Annotated in this window: 12 protein-coding genes; 10 read left to right on the forward strand and 2 right to left on the reverse strand. The window is 78.3% G+C overall.

The window, feature by feature from the left end; translation table 11 throughout:
- Positions 1-126: 126 nt before the first annotated feature.
- From ligA to ACYQBY_RS05975, 9 genes are all read left to right on the forward strand, one after another.
- On the forward strand, positions 127-2,331 hold the full coding sequence (gene ligA, locus ACYQBY_RS05935; RefSeq protein ID WP_459643124.1) for an NAD-dependent DNA ligase LigA: 2,205 nt from the start codon (positions 127-129) through the stop codon (positions 2,329-2,331).
- A 74-nt stretch (positions 2,332-2,405) separates the two neighbouring features.
- On the forward strand, positions 2,406-4,286 hold the full coding sequence (locus ACYQBY_RS05940) for an ABC transporter ATP-binding protein (RefSeq protein ID WP_459642898.1): 1,881 nt from the start codon (positions 2,406-2,408) through the stop codon (positions 4,284-4,286).
- Positions 4,287-4,353: 67 nt separating this feature from the next.
- Positions 4,354-4,653 carry an Asp-tRNA(Asn)/Glu-tRNA(Gln) amidotransferase subunit GatC gene (gatC, locus tag ACYQBY_RS05945; RefSeq protein WP_459642899.1) on the forward strand — a complete coding sequence of 100 codons (300 nt, stop codon included), beginning with the start codon at positions 4,354-4,356 and terminating at the stop codon, positions 4,651-4,653.
- Positions 4,650-6,203 carry an Asp-tRNA(Asn)/Glu-tRNA(Gln) amidotransferase subunit GatA gene (gene gatA, locus ACYQBY_RS05950; RefSeq protein ID WP_459642900.1) on the forward strand — a complete coding sequence of 518 codons (1,554 nt, stop codon included), beginning with the start codon at positions 4,650-4,652 and terminating at the stop codon, positions 6,201-6,203. The genes gatC and gatA overlap by 4 nt, the downstream gene beginning before the upstream one ends.
- Entirely contained in the window at positions 6,200-7,723 is a 1,524-nt protein-coding gene (gatB, locus tag ACYQBY_RS05955; RefSeq protein WP_459642901.1) for an Asp-tRNA(Asn)/Glu-tRNA(Gln) amidotransferase subunit GatB, read from the forward strand. The genes gatA and gatB overlap by 4 nt, the downstream gene beginning before the upstream one ends.
- A 306-nt stretch (positions 7,724-8,029) precedes the next feature.
- Positions 8,030-8,530: a DinB family protein gene (locus tag ACYQBY_RS05960; protein ID WP_459642902.1), complete on the forward strand. Its 501-nt coding sequence runs from the start codon at positions 8,030-8,032 to the stop codon at positions 8,528-8,530.
- Between the two features lie 238 nt (positions 8,531-8,768).
- On the forward strand, positions 8,769-9,572 hold the full coding sequence (locus ACYQBY_RS05965) for an LGFP repeat-containing protein (protein WP_459642903.1): 804 nt from the start codon (positions 8,769-8,771) through the stop codon (positions 9,570-9,572).
- 150 nt (positions 9,573-9,722) lie between these two features.
- Positions 9,723-13,229, forward strand: a complete 3,507-nt coding sequence (locus ACYQBY_RS05970; protein WP_459642904.1) for a CHAT domain-containing protein — start codon at positions 9,723-9,725, stop codon at positions 13,227-13,229.
- Positions 13,226-15,088: a caspase family protein gene (locus ACYQBY_RS05975; RefSeq protein WP_459642905.1), complete on the forward strand. Its 1,863-nt coding sequence runs from the start codon at positions 13,226-13,228 to the stop codon at positions 15,086-15,088. The genes ACYQBY_RS05970 and ACYQBY_RS05975 overlap by 4 nt, the downstream gene beginning before the upstream one ends.
- Positions 15,089-15,094: 6 nt before the next feature.
- Here ACYQBY_RS05975 and ACYQBY_RS05980 read toward each other — a convergent pair whose 3' ends face one another.
- Both ACYQBY_RS05980 and ACYQBY_RS05985 read right to left on the reverse strand, forming a co-directional pair.
- Positions 15,095-17,077 carry a sensor histidine kinase gene (locus ACYQBY_RS05980; protein ID WP_459642906.1) on the reverse strand — a complete coding sequence of 661 codons (1,983 nt, stop codon included), beginning with the start codon at positions 17,075-17,077 and terminating at the stop codon, positions 15,095-15,097.
- Positions 17,078-17,131: 54 nt separating this feature from the next.
- On the reverse strand, positions 17,132-17,632 hold the full coding sequence (locus ACYQBY_RS05985; RefSeq protein WP_459642907.1) for a hypothetical protein: 501 nt from the start codon (positions 17,630-17,632) through the stop codon (positions 17,132-17,134).
- Between the two features lie 157 nt (positions 17,633-17,789).
- Between ACYQBY_RS05985 and ACYQBY_RS05990 the strand changes: the two genes are divergently transcribed.
- Positions 17,790-18,446, forward strand: a complete 657-nt coding sequence (locus tag ACYQBY_RS05990; protein ID WP_459642908.1) for a response regulator — start codon at positions 17,790-17,792, stop codon at positions 18,444-18,446.
- Positions 18,447-18,564: the final 118 nt, after the last annotated feature.

The raw sequence follows: 18,564 nt of genomic DNA on the forward strand, positions 1-18,564 counted from the left end.
CCACAGCGCCGGGCGCGGGGGCGCCTGTCGGGGCCGGGCGGCAGGATGTGGCCGGTGAGCGAGACCGAGGTCGACCGTGCGGACGTCGAGGCGGACGTCGAGGCAGACGTCGAGGCGTCCGTCGAGGTGCAGGCCGGGCGGGGCACGGGGACGGCGCCCGTCCCCGACGCGGCCCGGCACCGGTGGCAGGACCTGGTGGAGCGCGTCAACGCCGCCCGCTTCGCCTACTACCTGCGCGACGCGCCGGTCATGTCGGACGGCGACTACGACGCGCTGGAACGCGAGCTGCGCGCGCTGGAGGACGAGCACCCGGCCCTGCGCACCCCCGACTCCCCGACGCAGACGGTGGGCGGCACCTTCTCCACGGAGTTCCGCGCCGTCGACCACCGCCAGCGGATGCTCAGCCTGGACAACGCCTTCTCCACCGAGGAGCTCCAGCTGTGGCACCAGCGCGTGGTGCGCGACGCCGGCGAGGGCGCCCACCTGCTCTGCGAGCCCAAGATCGACGGCCTGGCGATCAACCTGCTCTACGAGGACGGCCGCCTGGTGCTGGCCGCCACCCGCGGCGACGGGCGCACCGGCGAGGACGTGACGTTCAACGTCCGCACCATCTCCGACGTCCCCGAGCGCCTGACGGGGCAGGACGTCCCCGCCGTGCTGGAGGTCCGCGGGGAGGTGTTCTTCGAGGTCGGGGCGTTCGAGGAGCTCAACGCCGGCCTCGTCGCGGCCGGGAGGGCGCCGTTCGCCAACCCGCGCAACGCCGCGGCCGGCTCGCTGCGGCAGAAGGACCCCCGTGTCACCGCCACCCGCCCGCTGCGGGTCCTCGTGCACGGCGTCGGCGCGCGCGAGGGCTTCGAGCCCGCCACCCAGTCCGCGGCGTACGGGGCGATGCGCGCCTGGGGGCTGCCGGTCCCCGCCCGCGCGCAGGTGCACGAGGACCTCGACGGGGTCCTCGGGTACGTCCGCCACTACGGCGAGCACCGCCACGACGTCGAGCACGAGATCGACGGCGTGGTCGTCAAGGTCGACGAGATCGCGCTGCAGCGCCGCCTCGGCTCCACCAGCCGCGCCCCCCGCTGGGCCATCGCCTACAAGTACCCGCCCGAGGAGGCGATGACGCGGCTGCGCGACATCCGGGTCAACGTCGGCCGCACGGGCCGGGTGACGCCGTTCGCGTTCATGGAGCCGGTGCTGGTGGCGGGCTCGACGGTGAGCCTGGCGACGCTGCACAACGCCTCGGAGGTCAGGCGCAAGGGCGTCCTCATCGGCGACACCGTCGTCATCCGCAAGGCGGGCGACGTCATCCCCGAGGTGCTCGGCCCGCTGGTGGAGCGGCGCGACGGCAGCGAGCGGGAGTTCGTCATGCCGACGCACTGCCCCGAGTGCTCCGCCGAGCTGCGGCCGGAGAAGGAGAGCGACGTCGACATCCGCTGCCCCAACGCCCGCAGCTGCCCCGCGCAGCTGCGGGAGCGGGTGTTCCACGTCGCGGGCCGGGGCGCGTTCGACGTGGAGGCCCTCGGCTACGAGGCGGCCACCGCCCTGCTGCGGGCCGGGGTCCTGACCGACGAGGGGGACCTGTTCGACCTCACCGAGGACGACCTGCTGCGGGTGCCGCTGTTCACGAACAAGAACGGCAGCCTGTCCGCCAACGGCCGCCGGCTGCTGGCGAACCTGCACAGGGCCAGGGAGCAGCCGCTGTGGCGGGTGCTGGTGGCGCTGTCGATCCGGCACGTCGGCCCGACCGCGGCCCGGGCGCTGGCCGGGCACTTCGGCAGCCTCGACGCGATCCGCGCGGCCGGCACGGAGGAGCTGGCGGCCGTGGAGGGCGTCGGCCCGGTCATCGCCGAGGCGCTGCGCGACTGGCTCTCCGTGGACTGGCACGTCGCGGTGCTGGACAAGTGGCGCGCGGCCGGGGTGCGCGCCGAGGACGAGCGCGACGAGTCGGTCCCGCGCACGCTGGAGGGCCTCACGGTCGTGGTGACCGGCTCCCTGCAGGGGTTCAGCCGGGACGAGGCGAAGGAGGCGGTCCTCGCCCGGGGCGGGAAGGCCTCGGGCAGCGTGTCGAAGAAGACCTCCTTCGTCGTGGTGGGCGACGCGCCCGGCAGCAAGTACGACAAGGCCCTGCAGCTCGGCGTGCCGGTGCTCGCCGAGGACGGTTTCCGCGCGCTGCTGGAGGGCGGGCCGGACGCCGTGGTGGACATGGTGGAGCGGGCGGCCCCCGACGGCGCGGACGGCGGCACCGAGGGGGAGGGCGCGGGGGACGGCGCGGACGGGGGTGCCGCGGAGGACCCGGCGGCCGCGCCGGCGGAGCGCGCCGGGCCCGAGGGGTGAGTCCCGCCGGCGGCGGCAGGCCCGAGACGACCGGCGGACGCGGCGGCGGGTGGCGGCGGCGCAGAGTTCCCCCCGTGGACGACGCCGCCGCGACCCGACAGACCCACCCCGACCAGAGGACCGGCCCCGACCGGACGACCGGTCCCGACCACAGGACCGGCCCCGACCGGGCGACCGGTCCCGACCACAGGACCGGCCCCGGCGCGGCGCCCGAGCCGCGCCCGCTGCCCGTGCGCGCCGCCGCGCGCCTGCTGGCCCCCTACCTGCGCGAGCACCGCTCCTCGCTCGTGGCGGCCGTCCTGGTCTCCCTCGCCGCCGCGGCCACCACGCTGCTGCAGCCGCTGCTCGTGGGGCGCGTCGTCGACGCCGTGCGCACCGGTGTGCCCCTCACGGGCCCGGTCCTCGTGCTCGTCGTGGTCGTGCTCGCCGCGGCGGTCGCGAACGGCGTCACCCAGTTCCTGCTGGAGCGCGCGGGGGCGGGCGTCGTGCTGGCCGTGCGCCGCGACCTCGTCGCCCACCTGCTGCGCATCACGGTGGCCGAGCGGGACCGGCGCGTCTCCGGGGACCTGCTCTCCCGCGTCGGCGGCGACACCCTCGCCCTGTCCGCGGTCGTCACCTCCGGGTTGTTCGACGTCGTCGGCGTGGTGCTCACCGCGCTGGGCGCCCTGGTCCTGATGGGCCTGCTCGACCCCGTCCTGCTCGGCGTGACCCTCACCGCGGTGGTGCTGGGCATCGGCATCTCCCTCGTCGCCGTGCGCAGCCTCTCGGCGGTGGAGCTGGTGGGCCGGGAGCGGGTCGGCGCGATGACCGCCGCGGTCTCCCGGGTGCTCTCGGCGCTGCGCACGATCCGCGCCAGCGGTGCCACCGACCGGGAGCTGGCGCAGGTGGTGCGGGCGGCGGCCGAGGCGCGGGACGCCTCCGTGCACGCGGCCCGGGTGCGCGCCGCCGTCTCCCCGCTCATGGGGATCGCCTTCCAGGGCGCGTTCATCGCCGTCCTCGGGGTCGGCGGGGCGCGCGTGGCGGCCGGCTCGACCAGCGTGGCGGACCTCGTGACGTTCGTGCTGCTGCTGTTCACCCTGATCTTCCCGCTGGGGCAGCTGTTCGGGGTGTGGACGGTGCTGCAGTCCGGCATCGCGGCCCTCACCCGCATCGACGAGGTGCTGCGCACGCAGGTGGAGCGCGAGGAGCCCCGCCCCGTGCCCGGCCCGCGACGGCAGGGCCCCGGCGTGCCGGCCCTGGAGCTCGACGACGTCGTCTTCACCTACCCCGGTGGGGAGCGCGCCCTGGACGGGGTGAGCTTCGCCGTGCCGCGCGGCACCCGCACCGCGCTGGTCGGTCCCTCCGGGGCGGGCAAGTCCACGGTGCTGACCCTGGTGGAGCGCTTCGCCGACCCCGACTCCGGCGCGGTGCGCCTGGACGGGGTGGACCTGCGGGACCTGCCGCTGCCGCAGCTGCGCGCCCGCCTGGGCTACGTCGAGCAGGACGCCCCGGTGCTGGCGGGCACGCTGCGCTCGAACCTGCTGCTGGCCGCGCCGCAGGCCTCGGAGCAGGACGTGCTGCGGGTGCTGGCGGCGGTGGGCCTGACGGAGCTGGCGACCCGCGGCGAGGCGGGCCTGGACGCCGAGGTCGGCGAGGGCGGGGTGCTGCTCTCCGGCGGGCAGCGCCAGCGCCTGGCCATCGCGCGCTCGCTGCTGGCCGGGGCGGAGCTGCTCCTGCTGGACGAGCCCACCGCCAGCCTGGACGCCCGCAACGAGGCGCTGCTGCGCGACGCGCTGGACGCCGCGGCGGAGCAGCGGACGCTGCTGGTGGTGGCGCACCGGCTCTCCACCGTCGTCGACTCCGACCAGATCGTCGTGGTGGACGCCGGGCGGGTCGTGGCGGCGGGCACGCACGCGCAGCTGCTGGAGACCTCCCCGCTCTACCGGGAGCTGGCGGCCACGCAGCTGCTGGTGTGAGGGGCCGCCGCCGGTGCGGGGAGCCGTGCCGTCACCGCGCGGGGGCGTCCGCCTAGACTCGATCCCCGTGTCCGTCATCTCCCGCCCCGAGGTCGCGCACCTGGCGCGACTTGCGCGCATCGACATGACCGACGACGAGCTGGACCGCATGGCCGGTCAGCTCGACGCGGTCCTCGAGGCCGTGAAGCAGGTCGCCGCCGTCGTCGGGGACGACGTGCCCGCCACGTCCCACCCGCTGCCCCTGCGCAACGTCACCCGACCCGACGTCGTCGCCGAGGTCCTGGACGCGCAGGACGCCCTCGCCGCCGCCCCGGAGGTCGAGGACGGCCGGTTCCGGGTGCCGATGATCCTCGGGGAGGACGCGTGAGCGCGGCCACGGACGACGGCGACCTCACCCGCTGGGACGCCGCCCGCCTCGCGGGGGCGCTGCGCTCCGGTGAGGTCTCCTCCGCCGAGGCCACCCGGGCCCACCTGGACCGCATCGCCGCCGTCGACGGCGACGCGCAGGCCGGTGTCCACGCGTTCCTGCACGTCGCGGCCGACCAGGCCCTCGCCGCCGCCGCCGACGTGGACTCCCGGCGCGCCCGGGGCGAGGAGCTCGGCGCGCTGGCCGGGGTGCCGATCGGCGTGAAGGACGTGCTGACCACGGTCGGCATGCCCACCACGTGCGGCTCGCGGATCCTCGAGGGGTGGGTGCCCCCGTACGACGCCACCGTGGTGCGGCGGCTGCGCGCGGCCGGCCTGGTGGTCGTCGGCAAGACGAACATGGACGAGTTCGCGATGGGCTCGACCACGGAGCACTCCGCGTTCGGCCCCACCCGCAACCCGTGGGACCTCACCCGCATCCCGGGCGGCTCCGGCGGCGGCTCGGCCGCGGCCCTGGCGGCCTTCGAGGTGCCCCTGACGGTGGGCTCCGACACCGGCGGCTCGATCCGCCAGCCCGCCGCCGTCACCGGCACCGTGGGCGTCAAGCCCACCTACGGCGGGGTGTCGCGCTACGGGCTCGTCGCGATGGCCTCCAGCCTCGACCAGGCCGGTCCGTGCGGGCGCACCGTGCTGGACACGGCGCTGCTGCACGAGGTCATGGCCGGGCACGACCCGCTGGACTCCACCTCCCTGCCGGACGACGTGCCGGCGCTGGTGGCCGCCGCCCGCGAGGGCGCCTCGGGCGGCCTGGCCGGCGTGCGGGTCGGCGTCGTGCGGGAGCTGGGCGGGGAGGGCTACCAGCCCGGGGTCCGCGCCCGCTTCGAGGAGGCCGTGGAGCTGCTGACCGCCGCGGGCGCGGACGTCGTGGAGGTGAGCTGCCCCAACGTCGTGCACGCGCTGCCCGCCTACTACCTGATCATGCCGAGCGAGGCGAGCAGCAACCTCGCCCGCTACGACGGGATGCGCTACGGCCTGCGGGTGGTGCCCGACGGCGACGGCGTCACCGCCGAGCAGGTCATGGCCGCCACCCGCGCCGCCGGTTTCGGCGAGGAGGTCAAGCGCCGCGTCATCCTCGGCACCTACGCCCTCTCCGCCGGGTACTACGACGCCTACTACGGCAGCGCGCAGAAGGTCCGCACGCTGGTGCAGCGCGACTTCGACGCCGCGTTCGCGCAGGTCGACGTGCTGGTCTCGCCGACGGCCCCCACGACCGCCTACCGGCTGGGGGAGAAGCTGGACGACCCCCTGGCCATGTACGCCGGGGACGTCGCGACCATCCCCGCGAACCTCGCCGGGATCCCCGGGATGTCCCTGCCCGTGGGCCTGGCGGAGGCGGACGGGCTGCCGGTGGGCCTGCAGGTCCTCGCCCCGGCCCGCGAGGACGCCCGCCTGTACCGGGTGGGTGCCGCCCTGGAGGCGCTGCTGGTGCAGCGCTGGGGCGCCCCGCTGCTGTCGAGAATCCCCGAGCTCGCGGTGGAGGCACGCGCATGAGCGCACAGACCGTCCCCTTCGACGAGGCCGTCGCCCGGTTCGACCCGGTGATGGGCCTGGAGGTCCACGTCGAGCTGTCGACGGTGACGAAGATGTTCTCCGGTGCGCCCACGGCGTTCGGCGCGGAGCCGAACACCCAGGTGGACCCGGTGAGCCTGGGCCTGCCCGGTTCCCTGCCGGTGCTGAACGCCACGGCGCTGGAGTCCGCGATCCGCATCGGCCTGGCGCTGAACTGCACGATCGCCGCCGAGTGCCGGTTCGCGCGGAAGAACTACTTCTACCCGGACATGCCGAAGAACTTCCAGACCTCCCAGTACGACGAGCCCATCGCGTTCGACGGCTGGCTGGACGTGGACGTCCCGGCGTCGGAGGACGGCACCGGGGAGGCGTTCACCTACCGCGTGCAGATCGAGCGCGCCCACATGGAGGAGGACACCGGCAAGTCCTCCCACGTGGGCGGCTCCACCGGCCGCATCCACGGCGCGGAGTACTCCCTCGTGGACTACAACCGCGCCGGCATCCCCCTCATCGAGATCGTCACCAGGCCGCTGACCGGTGCGGGGCGGCGGGCGCCGGAGGTGGCGCGCGCGTACGTCGCGACGCTGCGGGACCTGCTGCGCAGCCTCGACGTCTCGGACGTGAAGATGGAGCAGGGCTCCATGCGCTGCGACGTGAACCTGTCGCTGCGCGAATCCCCCGACGCGCCGCTGGGCACGCGCTCGGAGACGAAGAACGTGAACTCCCTGCGGTCGGTGGAGCGCGCGGTGCGCTACGAGATCGGCCGGCACGCGGCGCTGCTCAGCGCCGGGCAGCGCGTGGTGCAGGAGACGCGGCACTGGCACGAGGACACCGGCCTGACCACGCCGGGGCGGGAGAAGTCCGACGCGGAGGACTACCGCTACTTCCCCGAGCCGGACCTGGTGCCGATCGCGCCGGACCCGGCGTGGGTGGAGGAGCTGCGCGCGACGCTGCCGGAACCCCCCGCCGCCCGGCGGCGCAGGCTGCAGGCCGGGTGGGGTTTCTCGGACCTGGAGCTGCGCGACGTCGTCAACGCCGGGGCGCTGGACCTCGTGGAGGCCACCGTCGCGGCGGGCTGCTCCCCGGCGGCGGCGCGCAAGTGGTGGACGGGGGAGATCGCCCGGCGCGCCAACGCCGAGGGCATCGACCTGGCCTCCTCCGCGGTCACCCCGCAGCACGTCGCGGAGCTGCAGGCCCTCGTGGACGCGGGCACCCTGACGGACCGCCTGGCGCGCACCGCGCTGGAGGGTGTGCTCGCCGGGGAGGGCTCCCCGTCCGAGGTCGTGCAGCAGCGCGGGCTGGCGGTGGTGTCGGACGACTCGGCGCTCACCGCGGCGGTGGACGCCGCGATCGCCGCGAACCCCGGTGTCGCGGAGAAGATCCGCGCCGGCAAGGTGCAGGCGGCGGGTGCGCTGATCGGCGCGGTGATGAAGGAGATGCGCGGGCAGGCCGACGCCGCGCGCGTGCGGGAGCTGGTGCTGGAGCGCGTCGCCGCGGGCTGACGCCGCGCGCGGCCTGCCTCGCGTCCTGCCTCGCCCATCTCCAGGTTTGGGTGCGGATCACCCCCTCCCTCCTCGCCCATCTCCGGGTTCGGGCGCGGATCGTCCCCTCCTTCCCCGCCCATCTCCGGGTTCGGGCGACAGGGAGGCGCTCGCGCGTCACCCAAACCTGGAGATGGGCGGGCGGGGCGGGGCGAGGGCCTGGGCGGGCGAGGGCCTGGGCGGGCGAGGGCCTGGGCGCAGGGGGCGCGGAGCGCAAGGGGGGCGCGTGCCGTCCCCGGTGTCCTGTCCGGGGCGTAGCGTCGCCGCATGACACCACGGGTCCCGTACGCGGCCGGGGAGAAGGAGACCCTGCATGCCGCCCTCGACAGCCACCGCGACGTGGTCGTCTGGAAGCTGCAGGGCCTGGACGACGAGCAGCTGCGCCGGGCGCTGACACCCTCGGGCACGTCCCTGCTCGGCCTGGTGAAACACCTCGCGTCGGTGGAGTACGGCTGGTTCTGCACCACGTTCGGCCGGCCCTCGCAGGAGGTGCGGTTCGAGGAGTCCGACCCCGACGCCGACTGGCGGGTGGAGCCGGGGGAGAGCACCGAGGACGTCCTGGCGTACTACGCCCGCGCCCGCGCCGCGGCCGACGCGGCCGTGGCGGAGCTGGACCTCGCGGACACCGGCACCGCCTGGCACGGGGCGCCGGTGTCGCTGCGCTGGGTGCTGGTGCACATGCTGGAGGAGACCGCCCGGCACGCCGGCCACGCCGACGTGCTGCGCGAGCTCCTCGACGGCACCACGGGGGACCACCCGCAGGGCTGAGCGCTGGTCGCCCCCCACGGCCGCGCAGGCTTCCCCACCGCGCGACCGTGGGGCGGCGCGGTGCACACCCGACCACACGGCACCGACAGGACCCCGGCGGCGGACCCGGTGGGGCCGTGAACACCCCGGAGCCGGCTGTGACGGCGTTGCGCCCACCGGGTGGTCCTGCCGCCCGGGTCGCCGCCGTCCACGCCCGCGCCCCGCAGGGTGAGAACGTTGCTCACCTACGCTCGGGGCCATGACTTCCTGGAAGACCCGCGCCGCCGCCGTCGTCGCCGCCGTCGCCGCCGTGGCCACCGCCGCCCCGGCCGGGGCCGACCCGCGTGTGGGCGGTGACATCGGCGTGCGCTACGAGGCCCTCGGGGGCGCACGCGGTCTCCTCGGCCAGCCGACCAGCGGCGAGATCCGCACCCCGAACGGGCGCGGCGCGTACGTGACCTTCGAGCGCGGCGCCATCTACTGGTCCCCGGCCACCGGCTCGTGGGAGGTCCACGGCGCCATCCGCTCGAACTGGGCCGCGCAGGGCTGGGAGAACGGCCCGCTCGGGTTCCCCCTGACCAACGAGACCCGCACGCCGAACGGCCGCGGTGCCTACAACGCGTTCCAGGGCGGCTCGGTCTACTGGTCCGCCACGACCGGCGCCCACACCGTGCGCGGCGCGATCCGCAGCCGCTGGGCCGGCACCGGCTGGGAGGGCGGCCGCCTCGGCTTCCCCGTGACCGACGAGGTCCGCACGCCGAACGGGCGCGGCGCCTACACCGTCTTCCAGGGCGGCTCGATCTACTGGAGCCCCGACAGCGGCGCCCAGGTCGTGCTCGGCGCGATCCGCGACGCGTGGGCCCGGGAGGGCTGGGAGGGCGGCTGCCTCGGTTTCCCCGTCACCGGCGAGTACGAGGACCCGGCGCTGGACCTCGGCCCCGGCGCGCTGGTGCAGGCCTTCCAGGGCGGTGTCGTCGTCTTCTACCCCGGCGAGGGCGCCGAGGCGGCCCTGTGGCCGGACACCCCGGAGTACCGCGAGGACGGGCTGTACCCCCGCTGCTGAGCACCTCCCACCGGGCGCCCGCCCGGTGCCCCACCGGCACCTGTGCCCGGGAACCGCACCCGCGGTTCCCGGGCACACGGCTGTCCGGCGTGGATCTTGCCCACCGCGGCCTGTGGGCGGCAGGCTCGCCTCCTGCGGAAGGAGGCCGCCGTGGCCCTCACCTGCGCGCCGCTCCTCGCGGTGCTGCTCCTGCACGGGCAGCACCGCGCCGACCCCGCGGACGTCCTGCGCTCGCTCGACGCCCCGGCCTGCGAGGTGCCCGTGGCCGAGCGGCCCCTCGTGCGGGCGGCCGCCGCGCTGCTGGCGGGTGAGCCGAAGGCGGCCCGGGACGCGCTGGCGGACCTGCCCGGCGGGACCGGCCCGGCCGTCGCCCGGGCGCTGGCCGTCGCGGCGGACGTCCTGGAGCACAACTGGTTCCCACCCGACACCGGCGCGGACCCGCTCGAGGCGGGGTGGGTTCCCCTGCCCGCGCCGGAGCCGCCCGCCGACCCCGCCGAGCGCCTCGTCGTCCTCCTCGCCGCCGGGCTGCTGCCGACCCTGCTGTCGGCGCGTGCCGTGCTGGACCACGCCTCCTCGATCGTGCGGGCGGGCGGACCGGAGCCGCGGGAGGCGGTCGCGGCGGTGCTGGAGTCCTCCGCCGCCGCAGGCCGGGCGCTGTCCGGGCTCGGCGCGGTCCCGGGGGCGGCGCAGGCCGTGGCCCACCACGCCGCCTGCCACGCCGACCTGCTCTCCCGCGCGGGCCGCAGGGAGGAGGCCGCCGCGGCGCTGGGGCGCCTCGAGGCCGGTGCGGACCGCTGGCTGCGCGCCCAGTGCCTGCTGCTGCGCGGGGACCACGCCGCGCGGGCACCGGGCGGTGCGACCGACGCGGTGGGGCACTGGCGGGCGGCGGCGGCCACGGCGGGCACCGCCTCGGCGGCGGCGGTGTGCCGGCTGCGGGAGGCGGCGCTCGAGGAGGACACGGGGACGGGGGCCGCGGCGGAGGCCGCCCGGCTGGCGGAGCGCGCGGGCGCGGGCGCCCTGCACGCGCACGCCTCGGTCCTGCTGGTGCTGCGCGGCGCGCACGAGACGGTGCTGTGCGGCGCGCACGGGACGGTGGCGCGCGGCGCGGACGGGAGCGCGGGCGGCGCGCCGGCCGTCGCCGACGCCCTCGTGCGGTGGGCGCGGGGCCCGGGCAGCACCGCCTTCGCGCGCGGGCTGTGCCGCGTCCTCGCGGAGGCCGCCGCGCGGCTGCGCGGGACGGGCGCCCTCGACGCGGCGCGGCGGGCGCTGCTGCTGGCGGACGAGCTCGCGCGGGGGGTGGGCGCCGGGCCGGAGCAGCGGCTGGTCCGCGAGGCCCTCGCGGGGTTCTTCGCCGGCGGGACGTACCCGCTGCTGACCGCGCTGCGCTCGCTGGGCCTCGCGGCGGAGCGCCTCGCCGGGCCGGGACCGCTGGACCTCGACGACGTCCCGGCGGTGGGCGAGCTGGCCACCGCCGCGGTCTCGGCCGCCCACCGGCGCCGGGACCCGGAGCTGCTGCAGGCCTGCGAGTCGGTGCTGCGGGGCGCGGCGGCCGCCCTGCGCGGGTGGGCGGCGGCCCCGGGGCAGGACCTCGGGGGTGCGGCGGGGATGCTGGCGCAGGTCGTGGTCCCGCTGGAGCACGCGGCGGACGCCCTGCCCGTGTTCGTCCGCTGGTACCGGGGGGTGGAGGCGTGGCGGGCGGGGCTGGAGGAGGGCCGCCGCGACCTGGAGCTGGTGCTGGCGGAGCCGGGCGCGGGGGCGGCGCTGGCGCGCGTCGGGGCGCTGCTGGCGCTGGGCCGCGCGGAGGAGGCGCGGGCCGAGGCGGCCGGGGCGGCGGGAACGCTGCCCGCCGGTGCGGCCCTGGCCCTGGCGCTGCAGGTGCGCGACACGGGGGCGGCGCTGCGGGCCTGGGACCGGCTGGGGGGCGCCCTGCCCCCGGACGAGGGGCAGCCGTGGGAGGCCCCGGCGCTGCACGCCGCGCTGGTCCTGGCCCTGGGTGTGCCGGGGGAGGCCGCGGAGCTGGCCGGCCGGGCGACGGCCTCCTTCGAGACCTGGCAGGCGCGGCTCGGGCGCGACGTGGTGCGCACGGAGGCCGCCGACGACCCGCTCGTCGCCGGCGCCTACCTCACGGAGGTGGTGGCCTGGTGCGTCCTGGCCGAGGACGCGGCCGCCGCCGGCGACGGGGCGCGGGCGGCCACCGCGCTGGCCCGTGCCCTGGCCGCCGCCGACGCCGCCCGCGCCGGGCTCCTGCACCTGGCCGAGGAGGTCGTGCGCGCGGAGTCCGACCCCGCCGCCCGCCGGGCCCTCGGGGGGTGGCTGGCCGCGGGGGCGGCGTGGGCGGCGGCGGTGGAGCGCGCGGGTCGCGAGGTCGTGGCCGGGCTCGGGCGCGCCGCGCAGGCGGGGATGCAGGGGGGCGCCCGGGCGGGGACGCGGGGCGACCCGCGGGCCGCCGTCGACGCCGCGGAGGAGGTGCTGGCCGCGGCGGAGGACGCCCTGCGCCGGGCCGCCCCGGGCGTGCTGCGGGACGAGCCCCGGCCCCGCCTGGACGTGGAGCGGGTGCGCGCGCACCTGCCCGCGGGGGCGCTGCTCCTGCTGCCGCACGCCTACGACGACGAGCTGGTGGTGTTCGCGGTGACCGGGGACGGGGTGCGGCACTGGCGGCGGCCGGTGCCCACGGCGGAGCTGTCCCGGGCCGTGCTCACCGCCCGGCGCACGCTGTCCCGGCCCTCGGCGGACCAGGCGCAGGAGGTGCTGCGGCGGCTGGCGGAGGTGCTGCTGGAGCCCGCCGCGGCGGAGCTGGACGCCACGGGTGCCCTCGCCGTCGTCCCGCACGGCGTGCTCGGGCAGCTGCCGTGGCACCTGCTGCCCCGGGCCGGTGCGCGCCTGGTGGACGAGCGGCCGGTGTCGCTGCTGCCCAGCGCGGGGCTGCTGACCGTGCCGGGCGCCACCGCGCCACCGCGGCTGGACGGCGGCGCGCTCGTCGTGGGCGACCCGGCCTACGCGGACCTGGCCCGGCTGCCGGGCACCGGGGTGGAGGCCCGCGCGGTCGCCGCCCTGCTGGGCTGCGCCGACCCGCTGCTGGGCCCGGACGCCACGGCGGCGCGGGTGCGGGCGCTCGCCCCGGGCCGCCGCGTGTGGCACCTGGCGACCCACGGCCTGCTCGACGAGCGCGCCCCCCACCTGTCGCGGCTGGCCCTGGCCGGCGACGACGCCCTGGGCCTGGGCGAGGTGGTGGAGCTGGGGCTGGACGCGGACCTCGTGGTGCTCGCCGCCTGCCGCAGCGGGCAGGGCCGCGCCACCGCGGGCGGGGACGTGGTGGGCGTGGCGCGGGCGGCGCTGGCGGCCGGCGCGCGGCACGTGGTGGTCTCGCTGTGGCCGGTGGACGACCTCGCGGGGTGCCTGGTGATGACGGGCCTGTACGAGCGGCTCGCCGCGGGGGTGCCGGTGGCGGCCGCGCTGCGGGGGGCGGCGCTGGCGGTGCGCGACCTCGACGACGCCGGGCGCACCGCCGCGTACGAGGAGCTGCGCGCGCGCCGGGGCGGGCCGCGGGCGGCGCCGGGGGCGCGGGACGCCGATCCGCTCGTGCCGCCGGGCGGTGGCGGCGGTGCGGACCACCCGTACTCCTGGGCCCCGTTCGTGCACCTGGGCGCGCCGGCGTGAGCGGGACCCGGCGCGCGCTGCTGCTCGGCGCGCAGACGTTCGGCCTGCGCGGGGTGCACGCCGACGTCGACGCCGTGGCGGAGCACCTGGCGGGGGCGGGGTTCGGGGACGTGCGCCGCTGCACGGGTGGGGACGCCACCCGCGCCGGCCTGCTGGCGGCCCTGGAGGAGCTGGTGGCCCGCACCGGTCCCGGTGACGCCGTCGTCGTGTACTGGTCCGGGCACGGCGCCCGGGACCTGCTGCCGGGGGCCGCGGCCCGGCGGGCGGCGGGGCGCAGCGCGTACGTGCAGTACCTGGTGCCGGTGGACCTGGCCGCCTCGACGGAGGCGGACTTCCGGGGGCTGCTGGCGGCGGAGCTGTCGGACGTGCAGCGGCGCCTGACGGCGCTGACGCCGAACGTGACGACGGTGCTGGACTGCTGCCACGCGGGGGCGATGGCCCGCGACCCGGCGCTGCGGCTGCGCGCCACGACACCGCGGGTGCCGCTGGCGGGTGCCGTGGTGCGGCTGGCGGAGCTGGAGGCGCGGGACGCGCCGGGTGCGGAGGCGAACCCCCTGGCGGTGCGGCTCGTGGCCAGCGAGCTGGACCGCAGCGCCTACGAGGGGCCCACCGCCCGCGGCGGGGTCGGCGGGGTGTTCACCGACGCGCTGCTCACCGTCCTGGCGGGTACGGCGTCGCGGCCGGTGCCGTGGCGGGTGGTGCTGCGGCGGGTGCGGGAGCTGCTGCGGGCGCGGGACGCGGTGCAGCGCCCGGGGGTGGAGGGCCCGGCGGGGCGGCTGCCGTTCTCGGTGGAGGAGCCCGCGGTGCCGGACGGGCTGCCGGTGCGGGGGGACGGGCCGGGCTGGCGCGTGGAGGCGGGGGCGCTGCTCGGCCTGGGCGCCGGGGACCTGCTGCGGCTGGTGGCGCCGGACGGGCGTGTCGTGGGGGAGGCCCGGGTGGGTGCGGCCGACGGGGCGGACGTGCTGCTGGAGGACGTGCGGGGCGCGGTGGCGGCGGACGGGCCCGCAGCGGCGGACGGCGTGGTGGCGGTGCCGGTGGGCTCGCGGCGGCACCCGGTGGTGGTGGAGGTGGCGGGCACGCCCGGGGAGGAGGTGCGGGAGCGGGTGGCGGCCTCCCCGTGGCTGGCCGTCGCCACCGCGGGTGCGGGGGCGGGCGCGGGTGCGCTGCGCGTGGCGGACGTCCCGCAGGGCCTGGCCGTCCTCGACCCCGCCGGCACGCCCGCCCGCACCACGGCCCTGCCCGCCACGGCGGCCGGGGCGGCACGGGCCGTGGACCTGCTGGAGCTGCTGGCCACCGCCGAGCGCTTCCGCCGGCTCGACGACGACGCACCGGGCGACCTCGCCGTGGAGGTCGCCGTGCAGGTCGCCGCGCGGGGGGCGGGATCCCCCGCCGACGGCGCGGGCGGGCCGCCGGGCGTCCTGCACGCGGGGGAGCGGCTGCTGGTGTCGGTCCGCAACCTCGCCCGCGCCCGGGTGTTCGCCTGGCTCCTCGACGTCGGCGTCAGCGGCCGGGTCTCGCTCGTGTCGAACGACCTGCCGGACGGCCGCCCGCTGGAGGCCGCGGGCCGCTTCGGGGACGGGCACGTCTTCGGCGCCCCGGACGGTGTCCGCTTCTCCTGGCCCGCGGACGTGCCCGCGGGTGCGCCGCGGCCGGAGACGCTGCTCGTCGTGGTCGCCCACGCGCCCGCCGACCTGTCGGTGCTGCAGACCGGGGCGGCGGCGCGCGAGGTGCCCGGCCTGCCCGCGGTGCTGGCGGAGGCCGCCGGTGCGCGGGTGCGCTCGGGGGCCGGTGCGGGTTCCCGCTGCGTGGTGCGGGCGGTGGACCTGCTGCTTCACCCGGCGCCCCGCACGGGCGGCTGAGGAGCCTCAGGCGCCGTCGGGCAGGGGCAGCACCGCGTGCACGCGCGTCCCGGGCGAGGCCGCCGCCACGCTCAGGCGCCCCCCGAGCTCCTCGGCGCGCTGCCGCATGCTCGCCAGGCCGACGCCGCCGTCCCGCTCCGGGCCGGGCCCCGTGCCGTCGTCGGTCACGGTGACCTCCAGCTCCTGTCCGCAGCGGGCCAGGCGCACGTGGCACGCGGTGGCGCGGGCGTGCTTGAGGACGTTGGTCATCGCCTCGCAGCAGATGCGGAACGCCGCCACCTCCACCGCGGCCGGCAGCGCGTCCAGGTCCCCCTCGGTGCGCACCTCCGCGGCGAGCTCCCCGGCGGCGCCGATCCGCGCGGCCTCCTGCCGCACCGCGGCGGGCAGCCCCTGGTCCAGGGTCGGGGGGCGCAGGCCGTCGACGAGCGCGCGCAGCTGCACGACCGCCGCCGAGAGGTCCTCCGCCATGTCCAGCAGCACCCGCCGCAGCGGCTCGTCGGGGTCCAGCCGGCGGCCCAGGGCCCGCGCCTGCATGTTCATCCCGACGAGCGCGGGGCCCAGGCCGTCGTGCAGGTCCTGGCGCAGGCGGCGGCGTTCCTCCTCGCGCGCCAGGACGAGCCGTTCGCGGGCGTGCTGCAGGTCGACGGTGAGGCCCACGGCGTCGACGGCCGCACCGGCCTGCCGGGCGATGCCGCGCAGCACCTCCAGCTCGGCGGCGGTGAAGCGCTCGTCGGGGGAGCGGGCCTCCACGACCAGGGTGCCGACGGCGGTGCCGCGGTGCAGCAGCGGCAGCCGCTCCTGGGGCCTGCCGCGGGTGCGGCCGTGGGTGGCGGCGGCTCCCGTCCGGCTGGGCAGCTCGACGGCGACGTAGGGGACCTTCAGGGACTCGGCGACGGTGCTGGCGATGGTGGGCAGGACCTCCTGCAGGGGCAGGAGGTCCTGCAGGCGCCCGCCCAGGGTGGAGACCAGCCGGTAGGGGTTGCGCCGCTCGCCGTAGATCATCCGGTCCACGCGGTGCTGCGCGGCGCGGCGCGCGGGTTCGGCGACCAGCGCGGCGGCCACGGCCGCGACGAGGCCGGCCTGCTGCGGGACGACGCCGACGAGGGCGACGACGACCCCCGCGTAGGCGGCCATGATCGCGACGCTGGTGGCGCCGTAGAGCAGGGCGCGGTGGACGATGAGGTCGATGTCGTAGAGGCCGTAGCGGGTGATGGCGACGGCCGCCGCGGCGGGGAAGGCGAGGGCCGCGGCGATCCAGACGGTCCCCGCCCTCCACACCTCCAGCACCGCGGCCAGCAGCAGCAGCGCGGTGCCGGCCGCGGCCCAGCCGATGAGGGCGCGCTCGCGTCCGGTGGCGCGCCGCCAGCGCAGCGCGAGGCTGACCACGGCGCCCAGGCCGCCGAGCGCCACGACCCCCACGGCGGCGGCGAACGCGACGAGCGGTGGGTCGACGCCGTCCTGCGGCACGGTGCGGAAACCGCCGGGGGAGCGCTCCGCCGCGAGGCCGATGGCCACCGCCCCGACCGCGACGGCGCCCGCGGTCGCGGCGGCCAGGACCGCCCAGCGGCGCGACGCCGGGTGGCCCGTGGGGAAGAGCAGGGCCAGCAGGGGCAGCACGGCGTAGGTGGGCCACCAGGTGACGAGCCGCGGCCAGGTGGGCCCGCCCGGCCCGGTCCAGGTGCTCGCGGCCAGGGTGGCGCCGGCCGTGACGCCGAGCAGCAGGAACAGCCACCCCACGGGGTTGCGCGGGGCGTGGGCGACGACCCTGGTGCCCAGGAGCAGGCCGATGACCGCCAGGACCCACTCGCGCGGCTCGGGCGCCAGCACCAGGTGGGCGTCGCCGGCGGCGGCGAGCCGGCCCAGGGCGACGGCGAGCAGCAGCACGGCCAGCGCCGCCAGGGCGCGCGCCACGGTGAGCGCCCGGCCCCCCGACGCGCCCGCCGGGCCGTCCACGCCCGGGGAGGTCCCGGTGAGCGCCGCGGAGCTCACGCGGTCACCGCCCGCGGGGAGGGGGCCGGTCCACCGGTCGGCGCCCGGGCCGGCTCAGGAGTGCCGCCAGCCGCAGGCGTGCGCCACGCGGTGGGCGATGGGCATCCCCCAGGTGTGCTTGCCGCCGTCGGCCAGGTCCTCGTGGCCGTGCGCGCGGGCGGTCGGGGCCTCCCCGCCGTCCTCCTCCGGCACCGCGTCCGGTGCGTGCCGCGGGCCGGTGCCGCCGTGGGTGGGGTCCCCGTCCCCGCCCCACCCGGCGGTGGCGTCGTCCGGGAGGGGGAGGTCGGGTGCGGGCAGCGGCAGGCCGGGCCCGAACTCCTGCTCGGGCATCGCCTCGCGCAGCGCCCGGTACACCTGCTCGGCGGTGGGGGCCTGCGCCGGCGCCACGTGCCCGCTGCCGCGCAGCAGGGCCGCCGCCTCGTCCAGCCACTGCTGCAGGTCCGCGTCGGCGCCCCGCACCCGCGAGGAGTCCCTGCTCGCGTCCGTGCTCTCGTCCGTGCTCTCGTCCGTGCTCTCGTCGGTGCCCGCCCGCGAGGGCGCCTGGGGGAGGTCCATGTCCCGAGCCTCGCGCACGCCGGGCCCCCGGACAACGAACTCCGCGGAACTGCCCGTGCACACCGCGTGGCGCCCCGCCTTGTGGCGGTGTCCGCGGCCCGGCTAGCGTCGCGGCGGCCCGCCGGCGCACGCGGGAGGCACGGGGACGAGGAGAGCGATGCCGCCCAGCACCGTCCTGCTGGTGGACGACCACCCCGTCTTCCGCCGGGGCCTGCGCGCCATGCTGCTCCTGGAGGAGTGGGTGGGCGCGGTGGTGGAGGCCGGCACGGTCGCCGAGGCGCTGCGGCGGGTCACCACGGAACCCGTCGACGTCGTCGTGATGGACCTGCAGCTCCCGGACGGGGACGGGGCGGAGGCCACCCGGCGGCTGCTCGCGGTGCGCCCGGAGGCACGGGTGCTGGTGCTGACGATGGCCGAGGGGCAGGACAGCGTGCAGCGCGCCCTGCGGTGCGGGGCACGCGGGTACCTGCTGAAGCAGACGGACCCGGACGTGATCGTCGACGCCCTGCGGACCGTGGGGTCCGGGGGTTTCGTCCTCGGCCCGGAGGTGCACCCCGACGCCCTGGCGTCCCCCGCGGCGGACCCGGGGCGGCTGCCCCCGCCGCTGGACGCCCTCACCCCGCGGGAGCGGGAGGTGCTCGACCTGCTGGCCCGGGGCGGCAGCAACGCGGAGATCGCGCGCAGGCTGTCGGTGTCGGACAAGACGGTGCGCAACCAGCTCTCGGCGGTCTTCGTCAAGCTCGGGGTGGCCGACCGGCTCCAGGCCGCGCTGCTGGCGCGCGACCACGGCCTCGGCCTGCCCGGGCGGCGCTGAGGCGGCACCCGCCCCCGGCCGGGAACCCGCCCCGGTGGGGTACCCCGCCGGAACCTCCCGGCCGGCCGGGACATCCGCACCATGTGGGTGGGACACCCGCCGCGCGAACCTCGGAGCA

The organism is Kineococcus anabasis (assembly GCF_054590795.1).

Excerpts from the sequence above, each read along its gene's own strand:
- gatB (WP_459642901.1), top strand. The coding sequence starts at position 6,200 with ATGAGCGCACAGACCGTCCCCTTCGACGAGGCCGTCGCCCGGTTCGAC.
- ACYQBY_RS05960 (WP_459642902.1), top strand. The coding sequence starts at position 8,030 with ATGACACCACGGGTCCCGTACGCGGCCGGGGAGAAGGAGACCCTGCAT.
- ACYQBY_RS05965 (WP_459642903.1), top strand. The coding sequence starts at position 8,769 with ATGACTTCCTGGAAGACCCGCGCCGCCGCCGTCGTCGCCGCCGTCGCC.
- ACYQBY_RS05985 (WP_459642907.1), bottom strand. The coding sequence starts at position 17,632 with ATGGACCTCCCCCAGGCGCCCTCGCGGGCGGGCACCGACGAGAGCACG.
- ACYQBY_RS05990 (WP_459642908.1), top strand. The coding sequence starts at position 17,790 with ATGCCGCCCAGCACCGTCCTGCTGGTGGACGACCACCCCGTCTTCCGC.